18 protein-coding genes are annotated in these 22,943 nt (G+C 71.9%); 13 read left to right on the top strand and 5 right to left on the bottom strand.

The genetic code is table 11. The features are described from left to right. Positions 1–88 precede the first annotated feature (88 nt). The 3 genes from I3F58_RS29580 (at position 89) to I3F58_RS06765 (ending at position 6,023) form a co-directional block, all read left to right on the top strand. Complete coding sequence (locus I3F58_RS29580; protein ID WP_240107317.1) at positions 89–1,339, top strand: sensor histidine kinase; 1,251 nt, start codon at positions 89–91, stop codon at positions 1,337–1,339. Next, positions 1,336–2,013: a response regulator transcription factor gene (locus I3F58_RS06770; protein ID WP_240107316.1), complete on the top strand. Its 678-nt coding sequence runs from the start codon at positions 1,336–1,338 to the stop codon at positions 2,011–2,013. Before I3F58_RS29580 ends, I3F58_RS06770 begins: the two co-directional genes overlap by 4 nt. An 800-nt stretch (positions 2,014–2,813) precedes the next feature. Further along, the gene (locus I3F58_RS06765) at positions 2,814–6,023 is read left to right on the top strand and encodes a bifunctional cytochrome P450/NADPH--P450 reductase (protein ID WP_240107315.1); all 3,210 of its coding nucleotides are present in this window, start codon (positions 2,814–2,816) and stop codon (positions 6,021–6,023) included. Positions 6,024–6,062: 39 nt separating this feature from the next. Here I3F58_RS06765 and I3F58_RS06760 read toward each other — a convergent pair whose 3' ends face one another. The 5 genes from I3F58_RS06760 to lanL all read right to left on the bottom strand — a co-directional run bounded on the left by I3F58_RS06760 (position 6,063) and on the right by lanL (position 12,342). Then, complete coding sequence (locus tag I3F58_RS06760) at positions 6,063–6,686, bottom strand: TetR/AcrR family transcriptional regulator (protein WP_240107314.1); 624 nt, start codon at positions 6,684–6,686, stop codon at positions 6,063–6,065. Between the two features lie 676 nt (positions 6,687–7,362). Then, entirely contained in the window at positions 7,363–8,253 is an 891-nt protein-coding gene (locus I3F58_RS06755) for an ABC transporter permease (protein WP_240107313.1), read from the bottom strand. Further along, positions 8,250–9,362, bottom strand: a complete 1,113-nt coding sequence (locus tag I3F58_RS06750) for an ATP-binding cassette domain-containing protein (RefSeq protein WP_374207917.1) — start codon at positions 9,360–9,362, stop codon at positions 8,250–8,252. Before I3F58_RS06750 ends, I3F58_RS06755 begins: the two co-directional genes overlap by 4 nt. Before the next feature lie 106 nt (positions 9,363–9,468). Next, positions 9,469–9,624, bottom strand: coding sequence for a VenA family class IV lanthipeptide (locus I3F58_RS06745; protein WP_240107311.1), 156 nt, complete (start codon positions 9,622–9,624; stop codon positions 9,469–9,471). Between the two features lie 45 nt (positions 9,625–9,669). Next, positions 9,670–12,342, bottom strand: a complete 2,673-nt coding sequence (gene lanL / locus I3F58_RS06740; RefSeq protein WP_240107310.1) for a class IV lanthionine synthetase LanL — start codon at positions 12,340–12,342, stop codon at positions 9,670–9,672. A 1,451-nt stretch (positions 12,343–13,793) separates the two neighbouring features. Between lanL and I3F58_RS06735 the strand changes: the two genes are divergently transcribed. The 10 genes from I3F58_RS06735 (at position 13,794) to I3F58_RS06690 (ending at position 22,941) form a co-directional block, all read left to right on the top strand. Beyond that, on the top strand, positions 13,794–15,506 hold the full coding sequence (locus I3F58_RS06735) for a hydrogenase maturation protein (protein ID WP_240107309.1): 1,713 nt from the start codon (positions 13,794–13,796) through the stop codon (positions 15,504–15,506). A gap of 56 nt (positions 15,507–15,562) precedes the next feature. Continuing rightward, positions 15,563–16,645 carry a hydrogenase expression protein HypE gene (locus I3F58_RS06730; protein ID WP_240107308.1) on the top strand — a complete coding sequence of 361 codons (1,083 nt, stop codon included), beginning with the start codon at positions 15,563–15,565 and terminating at the stop codon, positions 16,643–16,645. Between the two features lie 74 nt (positions 16,646–16,719). Beyond that, positions 16,720–18,504 (top strand): nickel-dependent hydrogenase large subunit, encoded by a 1,785-nt coding sequence (locus I3F58_RS06725; protein WP_240107307.1) that lies wholly within the window; start codon positions 16,720–16,722, stop codon positions 18,502–18,504. Beyond that, positions 18,501–19,058: a hypothetical protein gene (locus tag I3F58_RS06720; protein ID WP_240107306.1), complete on the top strand. Its 558-nt coding sequence runs from the start codon at positions 18,501–18,503 to the stop codon at positions 19,056–19,058. Before I3F58_RS06725 ends, I3F58_RS06720 begins: the two co-directional genes overlap by 4 nt. 20 nt (positions 19,059–19,078) lie before the next feature. Further along, the gene (locus I3F58_RS06715) at positions 19,079–19,714 is read left to right on the top strand and encodes a DUF5947 family protein (protein ID WP_240107305.1); all 636 of its coding nucleotides are present in this window, start codon (positions 19,079–19,081) and stop codon (positions 19,712–19,714) included. Continuing rightward, a complete protein-coding gene (locus I3F58_RS06710) occupies positions 19,711–20,349 on the top strand; it encodes a DUF6084 family protein (RefSeq protein ID WP_240107304.1) in 639 nt (212 codons plus the stop codon). Before I3F58_RS06715 ends, I3F58_RS06710 begins: the two co-directional genes overlap by 4 nt. Further along, on the top strand, positions 20,346–21,743 hold the full coding sequence (locus tag I3F58_RS06705) for a hypothetical protein (protein WP_240107303.1): 1,398 nt from the start codon (positions 20,346–20,348) through the stop codon (positions 21,741–21,743). The genes I3F58_RS06710 and I3F58_RS06705 overlap by 4 nt, the downstream gene beginning before the upstream one ends. Further along, a complete protein-coding gene (locus I3F58_RS06700; RefSeq protein ID WP_240107302.1) occupies positions 21,740–22,252 on the top strand; it encodes a hydrogenase maturation protease in 513 nt (170 codons plus the stop codon). Before I3F58_RS06705 ends, I3F58_RS06700 begins: the two co-directional genes overlap by 4 nt. Next, entirely contained in the window at positions 22,249–22,386 is a 138-nt protein-coding gene (locus I3F58_RS06695) for a hypothetical protein (RefSeq protein WP_240107301.1), read from the top strand. Before I3F58_RS06700 ends, I3F58_RS06695 begins: the two co-directional genes overlap by 4 nt. 159 nt (positions 22,387–22,545) lie before the next feature. Continuing rightward, positions 22,546–22,941, top strand: coding sequence for a hydrogenase maturation nickel metallochaperone HypA (locus I3F58_RS06690; protein WP_240107300.1), 396 nt, complete (start codon positions 22,546–22,548; stop codon positions 22,939–22,941). The last annotated feature ends 2 nt before the right edge of the window (positions 22,942–22,943 follow it).

Raw genomic sequence — 22,943 nt, 5'->3', positions numbered from 1 at the left:
TGCGGCCGGGACCTACGATGGCCTGCCCGGCGCCGCCGACGGCTGACGACCCGATGGCCCGGCGCTCGAACCCTTTGACGGAGCGAGGATGAACGGCACGGACCCGCACGGCGGTGAGAGCGTGGCATCACGGGCGCCGACCCGTGACGTGCCGAAGAGGTTTCGCGGGCCCTTCACCCGCTGGCCGCGGGGCGCGGACGCCGTCCTCGCGGCCGTCATGCTCCTGCTCACGGTGTTGGTGGAGGAGAGTCCCGGCGAGGCGCTCGTCCTCCGCCCGGTCGCCGCGGTGCCCGCGCCGGTGCTGGTGCTGTTCGCCGTCGCCGGCGGGGCGCTGTACCTGCGCCGCCGCGCACCGCTCGTGACCCTGTCCCTGGTGATCGCCGCGTGGAGTCCGACTCTGGGGGGCACCTACGCCACGGCCGGCGGGTGCGTGATCGTGGCGCTCTACAGCACCGGGCGGTATGCGGCCGACACCCGGCGCGGCCGCGCCGGCACGGCGGTGGGCGTGGCCGCGGCCATCGCCGCGGTCGTGATCGACGGCCTGTTGCAGTCGACCCCGTGGGGGGACATCGGCGTCGGGATCGTGGTCATGGCCGCGGCCTGGTACATCGGCCGACGTGTGCGGATGCGTGCGGAGCGCGCCGCCCGGATCCGCCGGGAGCAGGTCGCCGAGGCACGCCGCATCGTCGCCGAGGAGCGCACCCACATCGCCCGCGAGCTCCACGACGTGGTCGCACACCGGGTGAGCATGATGACGGTGCAGGCCGGTGCGGCCCGGATGGTGGCCGCAGACGATCCCCAGGGGGCCCTCGAAGCGATGGTCGCGGTGGAGGAGGCCGGGCGCCAGGCACTGGACGAGCTGCGTCACCTGCTGGGGGTGCTGCGTCCGAGCGCCGACCGCGACGGGCTCGGCCCCCAGCCCGGGCTGGCCGACCTCGGAAGGCTCGTCGCGCAGGTCCGTGAGGCCGGTCTGGACGTCTCGGTCACGGGCGGCCTCGGGGATCCCCTTCCGGCCCGCGTGGAGCTCTCGGTGTACCGCATAGTCCAGGAGGCGCTGACCAACGTGCTGAAACACAGCGGACCGGGGACGTGTACGGACGTGCACGTCCGCCGCGAACCGTCCGGCGGCAGGATCACCGTCGAAGTCCTCGACGACGGCCGCGGGGCGGGTGCCGTCCGGTCCGCCGCGGCATCCGGCCGCCCGGCGACGGCCGGCCACGGGATCGTCGGCATGCGGGAGCGGGCACTGCTGCTGGGCGGAAGCCTCGATGCCGGGCCGCGGCCCGACGGCGGCTTCCGCGTGGTCGCCCGGCTTCCTCTCGGAGGGGAGCCGGAGTGAGCATCCGCGTCGTCGTGGCGGACGATCAGGCGCTGGTACGCAGGGGTTTCTCGATGATCCTGCGGGTATCCCCCGACATCGAGGTGGTGGCCGAGGCCGGGACGGGCCTCGAGGCGATCGAGGCGGCACATCTGCACCGCCCGGACGTCGTCTTGATGGACATCCGGATGCCCGCGATGGACGGCCTGGAGGCGACGTCCAGGATCCTGGAGAAGGCCGACTGGGAGGTACGGGTCCTGATCCTCACCACCTTCGACCCGGACGAGTACGTCTACCGGGCTCTCCGTGCCGGCGCCGCCGCCTTCATCCTCAAGGACACACCTCCCGAGCAACTCGCCACCGCGGTGAGGACCGTGGCCGAGGGCGGGGCACTGCTCGCGCCGTCCATCACCCGGCGCCTCATCGGCCGGTTCGCCGACGGCCGCACCGTCAACCACGCGGTCGCGGGCCGCCTGGAACGGCTCACCGAGCGGGAGCGCGAGATCGTGGTGGCGGTCGCTCGCGGCGCCAACAACGCTGAGATCGCGGAGCAGTTCTTCATCGGGCCCGCCACCGTCAAGTCACATGTGTCGAGCATCCTCGCCAAGCTCGGTCTCCGCGACCGGACACAAGTCGTGATCTTCGCGTACGAGAGCGGACTCGTCGCGGTGGGCGACCACGACGTCGGACACTGAGACCGCCCCGAACCGCGCGGCCCGGCGGGCACGCCGGCCTGAGCGCCACCTCCGAGGCCGTCACACCGGGCGCCCGCTTCGGCCCGGCGGTTCCCCGGGGCCGTGACCCGGTCGGCCGACGTCCTGTCATGTGCGGCGCACCTGCCCACCCGCCGGCGCTGTTCGGTGCCGCCTTCTCGACCCGAACGACCGAGCCTTCGCGAGGTGGGGCCGCTCAGGGGCGCCGGGTACGGCTGCCAGGTGGCTGCCCGCCGCCGGGTGCGGGGGCGCGGCAGGGGGAGACGGCGTCGGGGATGACCGCGGCCCGGTCGAAGGCCGAGCGGTCCCGGGACAGTCCGCGCACGGATGCCAGGCCTGGAGGGTGGTCCGCCGACCGGCCGCCCGGGATCCCCGCACGTCCGGGCCGGGAGTGCGGACGACACAGGCGGCCTCGTGGCCGAGGGGCACGCAGCCGCTCTTGCGCAGGGCGTCCACGGGTGATGAACGGGCTGTTGCCGCCGTCGGTCGGCTGAGGGTGTACGGGCGGGACTGTCCGGCGGGCGTCGTGCACGCGCTCACGGCGTGAACCTCCCTCAGGCGTGGAGGTCCGCCGAGGGCACGCGGTCTGCCGGGTGACCATGCGGCCCCGCCGCGCCGCTCGGTGCGGCCCTCGTACAGCGGATCGGGACGGGGACGTCCAAGGGGCGCGTCGAGTTGAGTCAAGTGATCGTGTCGTTCAACACAATCGATGGACATTGTCGAGTGACAATGTCGCTTGTACGTTGACGGGTACCGACCGACGCGGAACGAAAGGCACGTCCATGACCCAGCCGCCCGTCATCACGGCCCAGCCGGTACCCGAGCGCCCGGCCCTGCCCCTGATCGGTCACGCCCTCATGCTCCCCAAGGGCTTCGGCGCGACCGTCCACATGATGAAGGAGGTCAAGGAACTCGGGCCGCTCTACCGGATCCGGGTCTTCGGGAACGAGGTCGTGGTCGTGGGCGGCCTGGACCTGGTGGCGGAGCTGTCGGACGAGACCCGCTTCCGCAAGAACGTGCACCCCGACCTGGTGGAGCTCCGCCGATTCGCCGGGGACGGCCTGTTCACCGCCTTCAACCACGAGACGAACTGGCAGAAGGCGCACGACATCCTCATGCCGGCGTTCTCCCTGGGCGCGATGCGCGACTACCACGCGACGATGCTGCGGGCCGCCCGCTCCCTGATCGGCAAGTGGGACCGGGCAGCAGGCCGCCATGAGGTGGACGTCCCCGAGGACATGACGCGCCTGACCTTCGACACCATCGGGCTGTGCGGCTTCGGCCACGACTTCGAGTCGTTCCGCCGGGACGAACTGCACCCGTTCGTGGAGGCCATGACACGGGCCCTGGCGTTCACCCAGGCCAAGGCCGAGTCCATCCCCGGCTCTGAGCGGTTCAGGTCCAAGCGGTCCGAGCAGTTCCGCCAGGACGTCCAGGTGATGAACGACCTCGTCGACGAGGTCATCCGGCAGCGCAGGCGGTCCGGCGACACCAGCACCCGCGATCTGCTCGGCCGGATGCTGCACACCACGGACACACGGACGGGCCGGCCGCTGGACGACGTCAACATCCGCAACCAGGTCATCACGTTCCTCATCGCGGGACACGAGACGACGGGCGGCGCCCTCTCCTTCGCCCTGTACCACCTGACCAAGCACCCGGAAGTGCTCGCGCGGGCGCAGGCCGAGGTCGACGCCCTGTGGGGGGACGAGGAGTCACCCGGCCCCGACTACGGCGACATCGGCAAGCTCACCTACATCCGCCAGGTGCTCAACGAGAGTCTTCGGCTGTGGCCGACCGCGCCCGGCTACGCCGTGGAGCCCCTCCAGGACACGGTGATCGGCGGCAGATACGCCGTCCGCAAGGGCGAGACGCTGATGGTTCTCACCCCCGCCCTGCACCGCGACCCCGCCTGGGGCGAGAACGTCGAGCTGTTCGACCCGGAGCGCTTCGCCCGGGAACAGGAGGCGAAGCGCTCCGTCCACCTCTTCAAGCCGTTCGGCAACGGCGAGCGCGCTTGCATCGGCCGTCAGTTCGCCCTCCACGAGGCCACGCTGCTGCTCGGGCTCCTGGTCCACCGCTACCGGCTGATCGACCACGGCGACTACCGGCTGAGGGTCAAGCAGACGCTCACCCTCAAGCCCGACGCCTTCACGCTCAAGCTCGCCCGGCGCACCACCGAGGAGCGCCGTGGGCCCGTGGTGGCGGTGAGCGGGACGGGCGCGGGGTGTGGCGTGGGCACGGCCCGGCGGGCCTCCGGCACCACACTGACCCTGCTGTACGGTTCCAGCCTCGGCACCTGCGCCGGTATCGCCCGCGACCTGGCCGCCGAGGGCGACGAGTACGGATTCGCTCCGTCCGTGGCCCCCCTCGACGACCTCACCGGCAGGCTGGCCTCCACCGGTGGGCCTCTGGTTGTCGTGGCCGCCTCCTACAACGGACGCCCCACCGACGACGCCGCGCAGTTCGTCGCCTGGCTGGAGACACTGGAGCCCGGCGCGCTCGCAGGCCTGCCGTACGCGGTCCTCGGTGTCGGGGACCGCAACTGGGCCGCCACCTACCAGCGCGTCCCCAGCCTCATCGACGAGCGCCTCGCGGCGGCCGGTGCCGTCCCCCTGCTCGCCCGGGGTGCCGCCGACGCGTCCGGCGACTTCGCCGGCATGGTGGACCGCTGGACCGCCGACCTGTGGACCGTCCTGCTGGAGCGCTACGGCGACGCCGGGGCTGGGGCCCCGGCCCCGGAACCCGACGAGAGCCCGGGCCTCTACGAGTTGGAGGACGCCACCGAGTCGGTCGTCGACGGCCTCGCAGCCCGGCACGGTGTCCGGCCTATGGAGGTGCTCGACGCGTACGAGCTGGTCGACACGGACCACGAACTCGGCCGTTCCAAGCGCTTCCTGCGCCTCCGGCTGCCCGAGGGCGTCACATACCGCACGGCCGACCACCTGGCGGTCCTGCCCAGCAACCCGGAGGCCCTCGTCCGGCGGGTCGCCGGCCGATTCGGACTCGACCTGGACCGCACGGTCCGGCTGCGCGCGCGCCGCCGCAGCCGCGGTGCCCTGCCCGTCGACCGGCCGCTGACCCTGCGCCGCCTGCTCACCGACTTCGTGGAGCTCCAGGACCCCGCCACCCCCGAGCAGGTCGCCTTGCTCGCCGAGCACACCGCCTGCCCGCCGGAGAAGCAGCCCCTGGCCGCCCTCGCCGCCGCCGGGCCCGGGGAATTCCGCGAGCGCGTGACCTCACGGGGCCACAGCCTCCTGGACCTGCTGGAGAAGCACCGCGCCTGCGAGCTGCCCTTCGAGTCCTTCCTGGAGCTGCTGCCGGTTCTGCGCCCCCGCCACTACTCGATCTCGTCCTCTGCCGAGGCGTCGCCGGGCGAGGTGGATCTGATGGTGTCGCTGCTCGTCGCGCCCCACCGGGCCGGCGAGGGCACCTTCCGCGGCATCGCCTCGGACTACGTCCAGCGTGTGAAGGCCGGGGACACCGTCCGGGCCCGGGTGCTGCCGTGCAGCGAGTCCTTCCGCCTCCCCGAGGACCCGTCCGTACCGCTGATCCTGGTGAGCGCGGGCACGGGCCTGGCGCCCTTCCGCGGAGCTGTTCTCGAGCGGCACCACACCGGCGCGACGGGCACTGTGCTGTGCTACTTCGGCTGCGACCACCCGGACGTCGACTACCTCCACCGCGATGAGCTGGAGGCGGCCGAGTCCGCCGGGGCCGTCAGCATGCGCCCCGCATTCATGCACGCACCCGAGGACGGGGCCCGCTTCGTCCAGGATCGCATCGCCCGGGAAGGCGACGAGGTGTGGGCCGCGCTGGAGGCCGGCGGCAAGGTCTATGTCTGCGGGGACGGGCGCCGGATGGCGCCCGCGGTGCGCGAGGCGTTCACGGCGGTCTACCGCGAACGGACCGGCGCGGACGAGAGGCGGGCGGCCGAATGGATGTCCGGCCTCGTCGAGTCCGGCCGGTACGCCGAGGACGTCTGGTCCGGCTGAACCCGGATTCGGCCACGGGCGCCCGGCCGCCCGTGGCCGTCAGTGGTCCGTGGCGTCCGCGAGGTCCAGCCTGCCGCCGGCCAGTGCGACGGTCGCGGCCGTCAGGGCCCGCAGGCCCGTGCTCTCGGCGGGCTCCTGCGGAGCGTAGAGGCGCTGCATCGTCAGGCCGTCGAAGCCGGAGAGGAAGAACCGGGCGACCAGGTCCGCGGGCTGGGCGAGCGTGTACCCGGTGCGGGACGCGGTCTCGGTCAGGATGCGTTCCGTGACCTCGTTGACCTGTCGGTAGTGCGCCGTACGCGCCTCGCTCAGACCGGGGGTGCGCAGGGCGAGCATGGCCAGCTCGGTGAGGAGCTGGTAGCCGCTCGTCTCCTCCTCGACGGTGCGCCAGAGGGCTCCGGCCAGCGCGGTGATCGTCTCCTCGAAGCCCGCGTCCTGTGGAGCCGCCCGCTCGACCCGCGCGATCAGGTCCCCGGTGAGCTGCTCCATGACCGCCCGGTACAGGCCTTCCTTGGTGCCGAAGGTGTAGTGCACCGTCGCCTGGGCGACACCCAGCTCCGCGGCGATGGCACGCGTACTGCCCGCGGCGACACCCTCCCGCGTCATCAGGGCGATGGCCGCTTTGATCAGCTGGGGACGGCGCTCGGCCGCGGAAACGTGAGCCATGCGGCGACTATACCGACTGAGTCGTTGGACCAAGTCGGTGAGCGGATCCCGGCGGGACGGTGCGCCTGCCCCCTGCTCCGGCCGGCCCCGCGCCCGCAGCCGACCGGCGCCGTCCATGGGGGAGGCCCGTTCCCGAGGCGCAGGCCCGCTCCCGCGGGCATCACGGCCTCCCGAACCGGGAAGCCGGCCACTCGGCGACTCCGCCGCACCCTCCGGCTGCCCGGCACACATGGCCGCGCGTACGGCTCGTCGAGGGTGCGGCCGGTCCGGGAACCCCGGACCTCGGTGCTCGCCGCGCCGCGGGACGGATCGATACGGACGGGGCGAGCCGAGTGCGCTGACCGGCGGGGGCCGGGGGCCGGAGCCCCGAGACCCAGCAGCACAGGAACGGCGCCTGATCGCCGGGGTGCGATACGCGGATCGCAGGCGGGCGGGCCGGAAGCGGGCCGGGCCGGCCGCCCCCGCACCGACGCGGGAGCGATGTCCCGGATCGCAGGAGATGCCAGCGGACGTGACCGGGACCGGCCACGGGCCCGCGCGGCGACCGCCGGGCACCTCACACGGTGTCAGACACCCCGGCCGGGCTGCTTCGCTCCCTTCCGGACGGCAGACCTGCCCTCCGTTCCCCCGCGGCCGGTCTCTCGGCCTGCTGCCCGCACCTCTCTCCGTCCGGGTGTCATTCGGGGCGGCTGAAGCGGTGGGTGGCCCAGAGCAGGGCCATGGTGCCGCAGGCCAGGAGAAGGCCCCCTTCCAGGAGCAGGGGAGGCTGCCGGCCGGCCCACTCGATGCCCGCCGTGGCTGCCTGGTCCGGTACCCGCAGCCCGATGCAGCGGCGGAGCAGGTCCACTCCGTAGGCGAGCGGGTTGGCGGCGGCCAACGTGTGGGCCCAGCCCGGCAGGTTCTGGATCGGGAAGAAGCCGCCGGAGAGGAAGAGCAGCGGCATCATCACGAGGCCGAGCAACATGTGGAAGATCTCGGGCCGGTTGAGGGTGACGGCGAGGGCGAGGGAGAGTGCCGTGATGGTGAAGGAGGCCAGGATCATACCGGTGAGTAGGAGCACCAGGAGGAGCGGGTCGTACGGCAGGCCGACAGCGCCGGCCAGGCAGAGCAGGACGGCGCCCTGGACCGTGGAGACGAGGGTGCCGCCGGCACAGTTGCCGAGGAGCAGGGTGGACCGGCGGACCGGAGCCATCAGGAGTTCGCGCAGATAGCCGCTCTGACGGTCGGTGATCAGGCGGATGCCGACCATGACGGCCGGTGTCTGGACCGTCATCATCAGCATGCCGGGGTAAAGGTAGGTCTGGTACCCGACACCCAGCGAGGAGTTCGGGATGAGGGCCGCCAGACCGCCGCCCAGGACGAAGAGGTAGAGCACCGGCTGGAGCAGCATCAGTGCCGTGTGGGTGGGATGGGCGGACAGTCGCAGCAGGTCGCGGTGGACCAGGCCGTTGACCGCCCGCAGTTCACGGCGCAGCCGGAGCCTCGGCCCTCGGCCGGAGCCGCCCAGGGCGCCGACGGCATCAGGGCCCGTCGGGGTGTCCGAGGCCCGGAGAGCTGATGTGGTCATGCGCCCTCCGGGGACATCGCGGCGGTTCCGCCGGGAACCGGGGTGGACGGTGGCTGAGCGGGCTGGGGGACGTGGATGCTGCGGCCGGTGTGGTGGAAGAAGACGTCGTCGAGGGTCGGCGCGGTCGAGGACGCGGCGTCGACCGCGATCCCGTGGGCTTCCAGGGCCGCGCACAGGCGGGGGATCCAGGTGCTGCCGTTCGGCAGCCGCAGGCTGATTCCCTCGGCGTCCAGGACGACCGGGACGTCCGGCGGCGCGATCCTCCGCACGGCCACCAGCGCCGCGGCGTCGTCGCTGGTGCGCAGGGCCACACGGTCGTCTCCGATGGCGGCCTTCAGCGCGAGGGGCGTGCCCTGTGTGACGAGCCGGCCGTGGTCGATGATGCCGAGGCGGTCGCAGTTCTCCGCCTCCTCCAGGTAGTGGGTGGTGACGAAGAGCGTGTTGCCGTGCCGGTCGCGCAGTGTGCGCAGGTGGTCCCAGACCTGGGCGCGGGCGTGCGGGTCGAGTCCGGTGGTCGGTTCGTCGAGGAACAGGATCCGGGGTGCGTGCAGCAGGCCTCGGGCGAGTTCCAGGCGGCGTCGCATACCTCCGGACAGCGCGCGTACCGGGGAGCGTCGCCGATCGGTCAGTCCGACCATCTCGAGTGTCTCTGTGGTGCGGAGGCGGGCGTGGCGGCGACGCAGTCCGTAGAGGCGAGCGTGGATGTGCAGATTCTGTTCGGCCGTCAGGTCCGGGTCCAGAGCGCTGTGCTGGAAGAGCATCCCGACCAGTCTTCGTACCTGAGCCGCCTCGGTGAGCACATCGGCGCCCGCCACCGTGGCCTGTCCGGCGGTGGGGCGGGCCAGGGCGCACAGCAGCGCGAGGGTGGTGGACTTCCCCGCTCCGTTCGGGCCCAGGAAGGCGAAGCTCTCGCCTTGGAGCACGTCCAGGTCCAGGCCGCGAACGGCATGGGTGGTGCTGCCGTCCGGGCCCGCGTAGCTCTTGACCAGACCGCGGGTCCTGATGGCGTATCGCGGCGGCTGGGCGGCCCGTGCGGCCTGCGGACTCGTCAGAGCGGGCGTCAAGGTGGCTGCTTGGGGGCGAGTCTCATCCCCTGCGTGCGGGTGCATGGTCGGGTCCTCGTCTCCGCGGGTGTCCTGTGCAGTCCTGTCGGCCGTGGCGATCTGGCTCCTGCCGGTGGCCGCCAGGTGGCGGCCACCGGCAGGAGGGTCTCGGTCAGGCGCAGCTGATGCCGACGCAGACGGTGTTGAGCAGCGTCAGCAGGCCGATGCACTCACAGGTCGCGGCGAACGGGGCTCCGTCGACGCCGACCGGGTCGGTCTCCGGAAGGGCGTGCAGGTGAGCCAGCAGTTCGAGGTCGCGGTTCTCCATGACTTTCTCCTTCTCTGCGAGGTTTGCGACGGGGGTTCCCGTCGCTCAGCCCGGCTCGTGGATCATCCAGAGCCGGGAGTCTTCGTGGCGGGTCCGCAGGAGGAACGCCAGGATTCCTGCGGCCCCGTCGCTCCAGCTCGTCGAGACGTCCCCGTACTCGTTGGGGAAGACGACGTGGCCGGCGCGGTGGGTTCGTTCGGAGACGACGAGGCGGGCCAGGTCCTCGGCCATCGCGCGGTACGCGGGGTCCCCGGTGGCGTCGGCCATGTCGAGGAGGAAGTCACCGTTTCCCGCCAGCCCGTGACACTGGGCGAGGCCGGCCCGGGACGCGCGTTCCACGACGGCGTGTGTGGCGCCGCGGGCGAGTTCGCCGTACCGCTTGTCCCCCGTCTTCTGCCAGAGGCGGACGAGGAAGGAGCCGATGCCCGCCGAACCGTGGCACCAGTACGGGGCCGTCGGCACGTCCGTGGCCTGGGCCGGCCACTGGGCCGCTCGGCCGACTGTCACGGCGTGGGCCACCAGGTGCTCGCCGGCTGCCTTGGCCAGCTCCGCGTGTTCGGAGCGGTTGGAGATGGCCGCGGCGGCGAGGAGGAAGCAGCCGATGCCCGATGTTCCGTGGGCGAAGCCCAGATAGCGTTTGCCAGCCTCCTCGGCAACGGCTTCGGCGGGAACCGGCCAACTCACGCCGACCGGCTCGGGTTGCGCGGCGGCGGCCAGCCGGTCGGCCGCCGCGATGACCCGTTCGGCCAGGCGCGGGTCGCCGGTTCGGTGCCACAGGTGGGCGGCGGCGAGTCCGCTGCCGGCGGAACCGTGGGTGATGTCGTGGCTGGGCGTCGGCTCCAGCGGAGCCAGCGCCAGGGCCAGCGCATGGCTGGTGAGCGCGCGGTCGTCGATGGCGCGTCCGGCTTCGTACAGTGCCCAGGCGGTGCCGCCGCCGCCGAAGTGCAGCCCCGGACGGATGGAGCGGGTGTCGGTACGGTCGGCGATCCAGTGACCCGCGGTGGAGATGAGGCCCGGGAGGCGGGCGTCGCCGGTCAGCTCGAAGTACCGTGCCAGGACCGCCAGAACACCGGCCGCGCCCTGCTGCACCGTGCAGGGGTCGGTCTCACCCGCCATCGTGGACACGGGCCACAGCCGCCGGTCGTCCAAGGGGGTCATCGAATCGACCAGGTGATTGACCATTCCGGCCATGGCGGTGTCCGTCCCGGGGCGCGGTCCGTCCGTCCTGGCAGGCCGGGCAGCGGGGCCTGCGGTCCTGTCCGAGCCCTCCGTGAGGAGTGCCTCACGTGCCCTGGCGGGTTCCCAGCGCTCGTCGGGATCGTCCCGCATCAGCCTGAGGATCACCTTCGCCAGGCCGTCCGGCAGACGGAGCGGTTCTGCGCACGCGGCCAGCCACTCCATGAGCCGCTCCTCCGCAGGCCGGGTGGGCGGCTCCTCGGGCAGGAAGTGGGGCACCTTCCCCGCGAGGACGAAGCACACCGTGGCACCGAGGCTGTAGTAGTCGGCGGTCCGGGAGACAGGCGCGTCCACCAGGCGCTCGGGAGCGCTGAAGCCGGGGGTCCCCACGCGCGTCGGCAGTGCGATGTCGCCCTCCAGGACGGCGAGTTCCAGGTCGATGAGACGCAGTTCGCCGTCCGGGCGGACCATGACGTTGCCGGGGGTGAAGTCCCTCAGTACGCAGCCGTGCGCGTGGGCCGCCGCGACCAGGTCCACCAGACGTCCTGCCTGGGCCAGCGCGTCGACGCGGTACCGCTCACCGCCGACGTCCCGGAAGCGCTCGGCGACCCAGGTGCGCAGGGGCACGCCCGGCACCTCCTCCTGGACGAGGAACAGGTGGCCGCCCGTCTCGAACATCGCGACCGGCTCCGGAGCCAGTCCGGTGCCCTTGAGCCTCTCCAGGGTTCTGGCCTCGGCGCGCAGCCAGTCGCGGACGTCGGCGCCGGAAGCGTCGGCCTCGACGTGCGGCCGGGCCTCCTTGAGCACCACGGGTGCGCCTGTGACGGTGTCCGTCCCCCGGTAGACGCCGCCTTTGTTCGTGTGCCGGATGGCCTCCCGTACCGAGAACCGGCCGCCGAGCAGCACCGGGCCGCTCGCCGCCTTCTTCTGCTGTGGCGGAAGCGGGACCGAGGCGGGAAAGGGGCTGACGGCCCAGGAGGGCGGGGAATACTGACCGGTGCGCTTGTCCTCCACGGGATTGCCGTCGGGGTCCTCGATGAACCACACCAGCAGCCCCTGGTCCGACAGGCGCCGCCGGCCGACGAAGGCACCGTAACGGTAGTGCACCAGGCTGCGCGCGGCGTAGGGCTGGTCGGAGAGGATACGGGGTCCGGCCAGCCCGGACGTCTCCTTGTGCAGTTCCAGGGCTATTCGGGCAGCCGCCTCGTCGGAGGACGGGTACACGGTGATGAACTTGCCCGAATTTCCCCGCGGAGTGGCACGGGAGTTGAGAGCGCTCACTTGTTCGATGGATCGCACGAATTTGAACGCCGAGTCCTCGCACAGCAGTACGCCCAGGGATTTCGCGAGGACCTCCGGGGCGGAGGCGGCTGTCGCGGACACGTGTAGCTTCCATCCTTGTTCGCGCCGCGTTCCGTTCCGCCGGGTGAGGCGGTACCACATGTCGTCTGCGCCGGCGGTCCACAGCGCGCCCGTACCCGTGGCTTGCAGTGAACGGTGGAGCAGGTCTTCCAGATCGACTTCGGTTGCGTGGCCCGTCACGGGAGCCCCTTTCGACAGGGAGAACCGGCAGCGGAATATTCCTCCGGTCATTGAACGTACAGTGCTCGGTCGGTGGAGGTCGCCCGGTTCAGCGAGCGCACCGAGTGTTTCAGGTGCCCGAAGTTGGCTACCAGCGCAGAGGGTCGCTCAGTGGGCGCGAACCGGCGTAGGCGGATCCGTCGGGTTCCCGGGGGGATGGGCGAAGCGGTGTCCAGGATGGACGTCTGTGGCGAGCCGCACCCGCGGCCAGAATCATTCCTACCGCATTCGGGAATGATGGCCGTCGCTTCGAGAAGCGAATTTCTGTTCTACTCGGTTCGAACGGTGGGACTGCGCGTGTAGAGCGGTTGTGCAGCCGGTGTGGATTCATTCCGATCCCGGCTGGTGATGTACATCCTTCCTCCTTTTCGAGCCTTGGTAAAGATTCTGATCGCGCCGCAATTCTGATCAGTGAACGGATGGGCTGCCGTTCGTCGATGGATTCGTGATCAGCTATCTGAGCTGCCCTATTCCGGCAGGTCGTGCAATTAGTGGATCTTCCGTCCGGATTTGATGTTGACTCGAAATAATGGACCGTCTGTTCGGCCTGCTGATTCCGGGCGCGCTGGTCCCGTCCCAGGGAGCGAACCGGCTGCCTGCGGATGAGCTGCTGGCCGGTCCGCCGGATGCGGCTCGGCGCATTGCTCGACGAGTGCCGGGTCCGCCTCGACGCCGTGCGGGGCTCCGGGGGCCGGTGCGCGGTCCGCTCAGGGCGTGGTGCCCGTGGGGCTCGAACCGGGTCGGCGCGGGAGCTGCACCGCATCGTCGAAGCGGCGGCTCGTGTTGATGCCTCGCGGCCGGCGACGCCTCGCTCGTGCAGTTCACCGGCGGAATGCTCCAGGCGGAGCGCGGTCCCCTCGGCTATCAGGAGGGTGCCGTCGCTGCGGCGCGGGACGAGCCGTGGGCGAGCCCCCCGGGCGGAGCCGGTACCGGGCCCGGGAGGGGGCGGTGCCGCGGAGGCGTGTGCCGGTGACGGCGCGGGTGTCCGGGGTGGGGCAGGCGTCGGCCTGCCCGCGGGCGAACTCGTCTCCGTGCCGGGGCCGGACGCCTCCTGGTATGGGGCCGCGGCGAGGGTGCGGGTCCGCGCGGGACGCGGTCCGAGCGCATCCGCGGGCCGGGGCACGCCGCACCGGCGGACCCTTCAGCAGAGAGGCGGGGTGGGGTGCGTCGTATGCGGGATCCGCGATGGCGACGACGTCCAAGACCGGCGTACTCGCAAAGGTGCTCGGCGAATCACAAAGGCCCCCGGCACCGTGATCCACCCGCCAATCGGTCGGAGGCGCGCCTCGAACGGGTGAGGTGCGGGCTCCGTCGTGCCACTCCCCGGCCCGTGGTGCCCGAGGATCGCAGGCGGCCGGTGGGCCGGGGTGCCCGGAGCCGCACCGTCCGCCGCAACCCGGAAGGGGCCGCCCGTGCGCATCCTGCTCGTCGCCAGCAGCTTCAACAGCCTCACCCAGCGCGTCCTGGCCGAGCTGCGCGACCTGGGGCACGGCGTTCCCGTGGAGGTCACCCCGGACGGGGCCGCCGTGCGTGAGGCCGTGGCGCGCCACGCGCCCGACCTGGTCGTCGCCCCCATGCTGAAGGCTGTCGTACCCCGGGACGTGTGGACGGCGCATCGCTGCCTCATCGTGCACCCGGGGCCCGTGGGGGACCGGGGGCCGACCTCGCTGGACCACGCGCTCCACGAGGGGGCCGACGAGTGGGGCGTCACCGTCCTCCAGGCCGACGAGGAGATGGACGCGGGCGACGTCTGGGCCTCCGCCGGCTTCCGCGTTCCGGAAGTCGGCAAGAGCGATCTGTACCGCAACGAGCTGTCCGACGCGGCCGTCGCCGCTGTGCTGCTCGCCGTCGAGAGGGTCGCCGCCGGGGCGACACCGGCTCCGCAGACCGGCGAGATCCGCGCCCGTCCCGCTCTCCGTCAGGAGGCGCGCCGGATCATGTGGCGCAAGGACAGCACCGAGACCGTGCTGCGCACCCTGCGCGCCGCCGACTCGCAGCCCGGTGTGCGCGACCAGCTGCTCGGCGCCGAGTGGTTCCTGCACGGCGGCCACGCGGAGGACGGGCTGCGCGGGAGGGCCGGTGAACTGCTCGCCACCCGGGCGGGCGCGATCTGCCGCGCCACGGTGGACGGCGCGGTGTGGATCCCCGAGCTCCGCGCCCGCACCGGCCCCGGCCGGCCCCGTGCCTGCAAGCTCCCGGCCACCCTGGCCCTCGCTGGCCGGCTGCCGGAGCTCCCCGAGCTCCCGGCACCCGTACAAAGCGGACAGCGGGCGGATCCCGGTCGGCGCACCTGGTCCGACATCCGGTACCGCGAGCAGGGACCGGTCGGCATCCTGTCGTTCACGTTCCCAGGCGGGGCCATGAGCACCGGCCAGTGCCGCCGCCTGCTGGACGCGTACGAGGCCGCTCGTACGCGCCCCACATCCGTCCTGGTGCTCGGCGGACAGCGCGACTTCTTCTCCAACGGCATCCATCTGGGCGTCATCGAGGCCGCCGCCGACCCGGCGGCCGAGTCCTGGGCCAACATCAACGCCATGAACGACCTGGTCGAGGCGGTCCTCACCACGACCGACCGGCTCGTGGTCAGCGCGGTCGGGGGCAACGCCGCCGCCGGAGGGGTGATGCTCGCCCTGGCCGCCGACGAGGTGTGGTGCCGGTCCGGTTCGGTGCTCAATCCGCACTACCGGCACATGGGTCTGTACGGATCGGAGTACTGGACCCGTACGCTGCCCGGGAGAGTGGGCCGGGACCTGGCCGAGCGGCTCACCGAGGAGGCCCGGCCGGTGTCCGCGGCGGCCTCGCTCGGCATGGGGCTGATCGACCGGGTCGTGGACTGCGGACCCGCGGAGTTCGCCGCCGAGGTCACCCGGATGGCCCTCCGCCTGGCATCCCGTCACGGTCTGCAGCCGCGCATCGCGGCGAAGAAGGCGGAGCACGAGCGCCGCGAGTCCGTCGCTCCCCTTGCCGCCCACCGTGCGCAGGAGCTCTCCCGGATGCGGCGGGTCTTCGACGATCCCGCCGCGAGCTATCACGCACTGCGCCGGTCCTTCGCCCGGAAGGAGGCTCCCCCGGCGGTGTCCCCCCACGGCCCGGGTGCGGGCGCGGGCGAATCGGCGGACTGTTGAGCAAGACCCAGGTCTGAAATGAGGCCTTTGCCCCACTCCTCCTCAGGAGGCGACTCATGAGCGCAGTAAAGCCGGCTCCGGTCGAGGACCAGGACGCCGCACCCGGCAGCGAAGAGAAGCCGATCCACATCCTCTGGATCAACGCCGGGCTGAGCTGCGACGGCGACTCGGTGGCCCTGACCGCGGCGATGCAGCCCAGCATCGAGGAGATCGCCCTCGCGGGGCTGCCGGGGCTGCCCCGGATCGCGGTCCACTGGCCGCTGATCGACTTCGAGTGCGGGCCGGTAGGCGGCGCCGACACGTTCATCGAGTGGTTCTTCAAGGGGGAGCGGGGTGAGATCGACCCGTTCGTGCTGGTCGTCGAGGGATCGATCCCGAACGAGGCCATCAAGCAGGAGGGCTACTGGAGCGGCTTCGGCACCGACCCGGAGTCCGGCCAGCCCATCACCACGAGCGAGTGGGTCGACCGGCTGGCGCCCAAGGCGCTCGCGGTGGTTGCGATCGGCACGTGCGCCACGTACGGCGGCATCCACGCCATGGCGGGGAACCCGACCGGCGCGATGGGTCTCCCGGACTATCTGGGCTGGGACTGGAAGTCGCACGCCGGCATCCCGGTCGTGTGCGTGCCCGGCTGCCCCATCCAGCCGGACAACTTCGCGGAGACGCTGACCTATCTGCTCTACCAGGCGGCGGGCTCCGCGCCCATGATCCCGCTCGACGACAAGCTCCGTCCGACCTGGCTGTTCGGGGCGACCGTGCACGAGGGCTGCGACCGCGCGGGCTACTACGAGCAGGGACAGTTCGCCTCGACGTACGACTCGCCCACCTGCCTGGTCAAGCTGGGCTGCTGGGGACCGGTCGTCAAATGCAACGTCCCCAAGCGCGGCTGGATCAACGGCGTCGGCGGCTGCCCGAACGTCGGCGGCATCTGCATCGCCTGCACCATGCCCGGGTTCCCGGACAAGTTCATGCCGTTCATGGACGAACCACCCGGTGCCAAGGTCTCCGTGTCCGCCAGCGGTGTGTACGGCTCGGTGATCCGTCGGCTCCGGGGCATGACCGCCAGGACCGCGGACAAGGAACCGAGGTGGCGGCACACCGGTGAGCGGGTCACCACCGGATACCGGCCGCCCTGGTGAACGTCACGCCCCCCTCCCGTACGACTCCCACTGTTCGCGAAGTCGAAGAGCTCACGAAGGGCACCGCAACGACCATGGCATCTCCGGCGAAGACGACGGGTGACGGCTCCGGACTGGTGGAGATGGCCTGGGACCCCATCACCCGGATCGTGGGCAGCCTCGGCATCCACACGAAGATCGATTTCAAGCAGAAGCGCGTCGCGGAGTGCTACAGCACGTCCTCCGTCTTCCGCGGCTACAGCGTCTTCATGCGAGGCAAGGACCCCCGCGACGCGCACTTCATCACCAGCCGCATCTGCGGCATCTGCGGTGACAACCACGCCACCTGTTCCGTGTACGCGCAGAACATGGCGTACGGCGTGAAGCCCCCGCACCTCGGTGAGTGGGTCATCAACCTCGGCGAGTCCGCCGAGTACATGTTCGACCACAACATCTTCCAGGAGAACCTGGTCGGGGTCGACTACTGCGAGAAGATGGTCCGCGAGACCAACCCCGGGGTCCTGGAGCTCGCCGAGCGCACCGAGGCGCCGCACGCCGCCGAGCACGGCTACCGCACCATCGCCGACATCATGCGTTCCCTGAACCCCCTCGAGGGCGAGTTCTACCGCGAGGCGCTGCAGGTCAGCCGCTACACCCGGGAGATGTTCTGCCTGATGGAGGGGCGCCACGTCCACCCTTCCACGCTCTATCCCGGCGGCGTCGGCACGGTCGCCTCCGTGCAGCTCTTCACCGACTACATGAGCCGCCTCATGCGCTATGTCGAGTTCATGAAGCGCGTCGTCCCGCTCCACGACGACCTCTTCGACTTCTTCTACGATGCCCTGCCCGGCTATGAGGAGGTCGGCCGCCGCCGCGTGCTGCTCGGCTGCTGGGGCGCGCTCAACGACCCCGAGCACTGCGACTTCACCTACGCCAACATGACCGACTGGGGCCGGCGGATGTTCGTCACCCCCGGCGTCGTCGTCGACGGCGAGCTGGTGACCAACGACCTCACCGAGATCAACCTCGGCATCCGCATCCTGCTCGGCAGCTCGTACTACGAGGACTGGCAGGGGCAGGAGCAGTTCGTCACCCACGACCCGCTGGGCAACCCGGTCGACCCGCGCCACCCGTGGAACCAGCACACCATCCCGGCCCCGCAGAAGCGGGACTTCGACGACAAGTACAGCTGGGTCATGTCCCCGCGCTGGTTCGACGGCAAGGACCACCTGGCACTGGACACCGGCGGCGGTCCCCTCGCGCGCCTGTGGTCCACCGCGCTCTCCGGCCTCGTCGACATCGGCTACGTCAAGGCCACCGGGCACAGCGTGGTCATCAACCTCCCCCGCACGATGACCAGGCCGGAGACCACCTTCGAGTGGAAGATCCCGAAGTGGAGCAACGCCCTGGAGCGCAACCGCGCCCGGACCTACTTCCAGGCGTACGCGGCCGCCGTCGCTCTGCACTGCGCCGAGAAGGGCCTGGAGGAGGTCCGCGCCGGACGCACCCAGACCTGGGAGAAGTTCGAGGTGCCGGACGAGTCGATCGGTGTCGGCTTCACCGAGGCCGTACGGGGTGTCCTCTCGCACCACATGGTGATCAGGGACGGGAAGATCGCCAACTACCACCCCTATCCGCCGACGCCGTGGAACGCCTCCACACGGGACACCTTCGGGACCCCCGGCCCGTACGAGGACGCGGTGCAGAACACTCCGATCTTCGAGGAGAACCCGCCCGAGAACTTCAAGGGCATCGACATCATGCGTGCCGTGCGCAGCTTCGACCCCTGCCTGCCGTGCGGCGTCCACATGTACACGGGCGACGGCCGGACCATGAAGCAGATGCACGTGCCCACCGGCCTGAGCGGCCTGGCCGGATGAGCGCGAACACCGCCGAACAGGCGGGCCGACGGATCGAGGAGGTCCTGGACCGGCTGGCCGAGAACGGCGACGCCGAGCTCTGCGCGGCCGCGGAGGAAGTCGTCCGCGTCCTCATGGAGTTCTACGGCAGTGGCATCGCCCGCGTGGTCGAGCTGCTCGGCCGCCCTGCCGCCCCGCCACCCGCCGACCCGCTGGGCCCGCTGCTCGCGGACCAACTCGTCGCCGGGCTCCTCAACCTGCACGGACTGCACCCGGAGGATGCTCCGACCCGCATCGACCGTGCGCTGTCCGCCCTGCCGCAGCCCGTGGAGAACGCCGGTTTCGACCCGGCGACGGGCGTGCTGCGGCTGCGTGTCACCGCCTCGGCCGGCTGCGGCTGCTCCGGTACCCAGGAGCCCCTCCGGCAGGCGGCCGTGGACGCCCTGGCCTGCTTCGCTCCCGAGGTGACCGGCGTGGAGCTGGAGAGCAGCGCCCCTCGCGAACCGGCGCTGCTCCAGATCGGCACCCGTCCGTCGCTCGCGGGCGCGGACGGCCGCTCGTCGGCCGCACGGTGAACGGGCCACAGCGCCGCGCCGTGCGGCACCAGGGACCCACCGGACTGCGCCGGTTCACCACCCCCCGCCCGCCCCGCGAGGAGCGCTGCGAACTGTGCGGCGCCCCGCTGGCGACCGAGGAACGGCACCCGCATCTCGTCGACACGGACAAGCGGGCCCTGGTCTGCGCCTGCGGCCCGTGTGCGCAGCTCATGGACCGCTCCGGTGCCTCCCCGGGGCGGTTCCGGGCAGTCCCCACCCGTTTCCTGAGCGACCCGGGCCACCGGATCGACGACCGGTCGTGGGAGTCGCTGAGGATCCCGGTCTCGGTGGCCTTCTTCTTCCACAACTCCGCTCTCGACCGGCCGGTGGTGCTCTATCCGAGCCCCGCCGGCGCCACGGAGAGCGAACCGGACGAGGAGGCCTGGCGGACCGTCAGCGACGCCACTCGCCTGGTCGCCCACCTCACCCCCGACGTGGAGGCCCTGCTGCTGCGCCGCCACGAGGGCCGCACCGAGTGCTTCCTCGTGCCGATCGACCTCTGCTACGAGCTGGTGGGCCGCATGCGACTGCGCTGGCAGGGCTTCGACGGAGGCGCGGAGGCCCGTGCGGACCTCGACGATCTCTTCACCCGTGTCCGAGGCATGGCCCGCGAGCCGCAGGGGAGCCTGCAGTGACCGACTTCTCCTTCAGGTGCACCGGCGTCCGCGCCGACGCCTACGCGGCCGGACCCACGCTCGTGTTCCGGCTGCTGATCACCGCCACCGGCGGCTCCCGGGTCCACGCCATGGCCCTGCGCTGCCAGATCCGGATCGAACCCGCCCGGCGCGGCTACGACGACCACGAGGCCGCTGCCCTCGGCGACCTGTTCGGCGAACGCTCCCGGTGGGGCACCAGTCTCCACCCGGTCCAGTTCGCCCAGGCGTCCGTCATGGTGCCCGGCTTCCGCGGCGAGATCGAGACCGACCTCGTCGTGCCGTGCACCTACGACACCGACATCGCCGCGTCCCGCTACTTCCGGGCGCTCTCCGACGGTGACGTGCCACTGCTCCTGCTCTTCTCCGGCACCGCCTTCACCGGCGCCGGCGGCTTCCACGTCGAGCCCGTTCCCTGGGACAAGGAGGTCTTCCACCGCATGCCCGTGAAGGTGTGGAGGGAGATGATCGACCAGCACTTCCCCGGGTGCGGGTGGATCCGGCTCCCGGGCGACGCGATGGACGCCCTGGTCGCCTACCGCTCGCGCCGGGCGCTCCCGTCCTGGGAGGCCACCGTCGAGTCCCTGCTCGAAGCGGCGGGGGAGAGGACACGATGACCAAGGACGCCTTCACCCCCGGGACCGAGGCGCGGTTCGCCGCCGCCCGGCACGTCGCCGACGCCGTCCTCTTCGAGGGGTACGTCCTCTACCCGTACCGTGCGTCCGCCGCTAAGAACCGGCTCCGCTGGCAGTTCGGGGTCCTGGTGCCGCCGTCCTGGGGAGCCGCCGCCGAGGAGAACGGCTTCCAGCTCACCGAATGCCTGATGGAGCCCAGGACCGGTGCCGAACTCTCCGTGGAGGTCCGATTCCTGCGCGCCCAGCGGCGTACCGTCGAGGAACCACGTGAGGACGGGACCTTCGCGCCGACCGGTGAACTCCGCCTGGCCGACCGGGTCCTGGTGCCCTGGGACGAGGGTGTCGAGGAACGCGTCACCCTCGTCGTCCCCGTCGGCGGCCTGCGGGGCGACGGCATCGTCCTGCCCTTCACCCGGCCCGCCGCCGAGGAGGCGGAGGAGGTCACCGACACGGACGGACACGCCCTCGGCCGGCTCGTACGCCGCCGCGAGGAGATCAGCGGTGCCCTGCGGATCTCGGAGGCCGAACTCGACGGCCCGTACCGTGTGCAGCGTCTCTCGGTCACCGTGGAGAACACCAGCGCCTGGACAGCCGAGCCGGACGCGGACCGCCACGCGGCACTGCCGTACTCCCTCCTCGCCACGCACACCCTGCTCCGCCTCGACGGCGGCTCCTTCCTGTCGATGACCGACCCGCCGGAATGGGCCAGGGGTGCCGTCGCCGCCTGCCGCAACCTGAACACCTGGCCCGTCCTGGCCGGCGAACCCGGCCGCGACGACCTGATGCTCTCCTCGCCGATCATCCTCGAGGACCACCCGGCCATCGCGCCCGAGAGCCCCGGTGCCCTCTACGACGCGACCGAGATCGACGAGATCCTCGCCCTCCGTACGGCGGCCCTCACCGACGAGGAGAAGCGCGAGGCCAGGGGGACCGACGCACGCGCTGCGGCCGTGATCGAGCTGGCGGACACCATGCCCCCCGAGGTCCTGGAGCGTCTGCACGGAGCGGTACGGGGCCTCCAGAGCGTCACCGGGCCCCCGAAGCCGGGCGGGGGCATCCTCGAACCGGAGACACCCTGGTGGGATCCGGGCGGCGACACCGGCGTCGATCCGGGCAGCGATCACGTGATCGTCGGCGGACGCGCGGTCCGCGCCGGCAGCAGGGTCGTCCTGCGTCCCCGGCTGCGCCGCACGGACGCCCAGGACCTGTTCCTGGACGGGCACAGCGCGCTGGTCGAGGCGGTCCTCCACGACGTCGACGGCGGCGTCCACCTCGCGGTGACCGTCGAGGACGACCCGGGTGCCGACATCCGCCGCGAACAGGGCCGGTTCCTCTACTTCCAGCCCGACGAGGTCGAAACGCCGGAGGACGTGTGAACACCCCCACGCCCGGCACGGCCCGCACCCTCGTGGCCGGGGTGGGCAACGTCTTCCTCGGCGACGACGGCTTCGGCGTGGAGACCCTGCGGCGCCTCACCAGGGAGGCACTCCCCGCCTCCGTCGAACTGGCCGACGTCGGGGTCCGCGGTGTCCACCTCGCCTACGAACTCCTCGACGGCTGGGACACCCTCGTCCTCGTCGACGTCACGGCGCGCGGCGGCGAACCGGGGACGCTCTACCTGATCGACGCCTCGGCGGCCGCGCCCGGTTCCGGCACGGAGCCCGCGCCGCTCGACGGCCACCGGATGACGCCCGACGCCGTCCTCGCTCTGCTCGGCACCCTGTGCGCGGGAACCGGGGCCGTGCCGCCGCGGCGGATCCTCGTCGTCGGCTGCGAACCGGCCTGCCTCGACGAGGGCATCGGACTCAGCCCGCGGGTCGCCGCCGCCGTGCCCGAGGCCGTGCGCATGGTGACCGAACTGGTCCGCCAGGAAGCCGTCGTATGAACACCGGAACGGAGAGCCCCATGCACAGGACCGTCGTCGGCGCCATGGTCGCCGCCACCGCCCTGGCCGTCGTGGCCGTCGTCGTGGGGGTCCTCCCCGACCTCCGGCGCTATCTGCGCATCAGCAGGATGTGACGCCCCTCGGCGAAGCGGTCCGACGGGCCTCGCCCCGGTACGGAGCGGCTGCACCGAACGGAGGACACTGCCGCGTGGTCCCGGCGCGGCGGACGGGAGTTCGACGCCGCCCGTCCTCTAATGGCGCCCGAGATCCACCCCGCGCCAGGACGGAGACCGATGCACGAGATGTCCCTCGCGGTCGCGGTCGTCGACCAGGTCGAGACCGCGGCGAGGTCCCGCGGGGCCGTCGGCGTCAGCAGCGTCGAGCTGGACGTGGGCGAGCTGGCCGGTGTCGTCGCCGACGCCCTCTCCTTCTGCTTCGGACTCGCCTGCTCCGGGACCGTCGTCGAGGGCGCCGAGCTGATCACCCGTTCGGTCCCGGGCACCGCGCGCTGCGGACCGTGCGCCGGGGTCTGGGCGGTCGGCATGCCGCCGCGACTGCTCTGTCCCGGCTGCGGCGCCGCAGCCGACGAGCTCGTCTCCGGCCGCGAACTCCGGATCAGGGAGGTCCGCTGGACCGATCCCGGGGCGGCGCGCGAAGAACACCGCCAACCGATCACCGAGGAGAGCTGAGC

It is taken from the genome of Streptomyces sp. MUM 203J (assembly GCF_022414595.1).
GTDB lineage: Bacteria > Actinomycetota > Actinomycetes > Streptomycetales > Streptomycetaceae > Streptomyces.
Note: the sequence above shows the minus strand (reverse complement) of the source record. Positions and strands in the feature narration are given on the sequence as shown.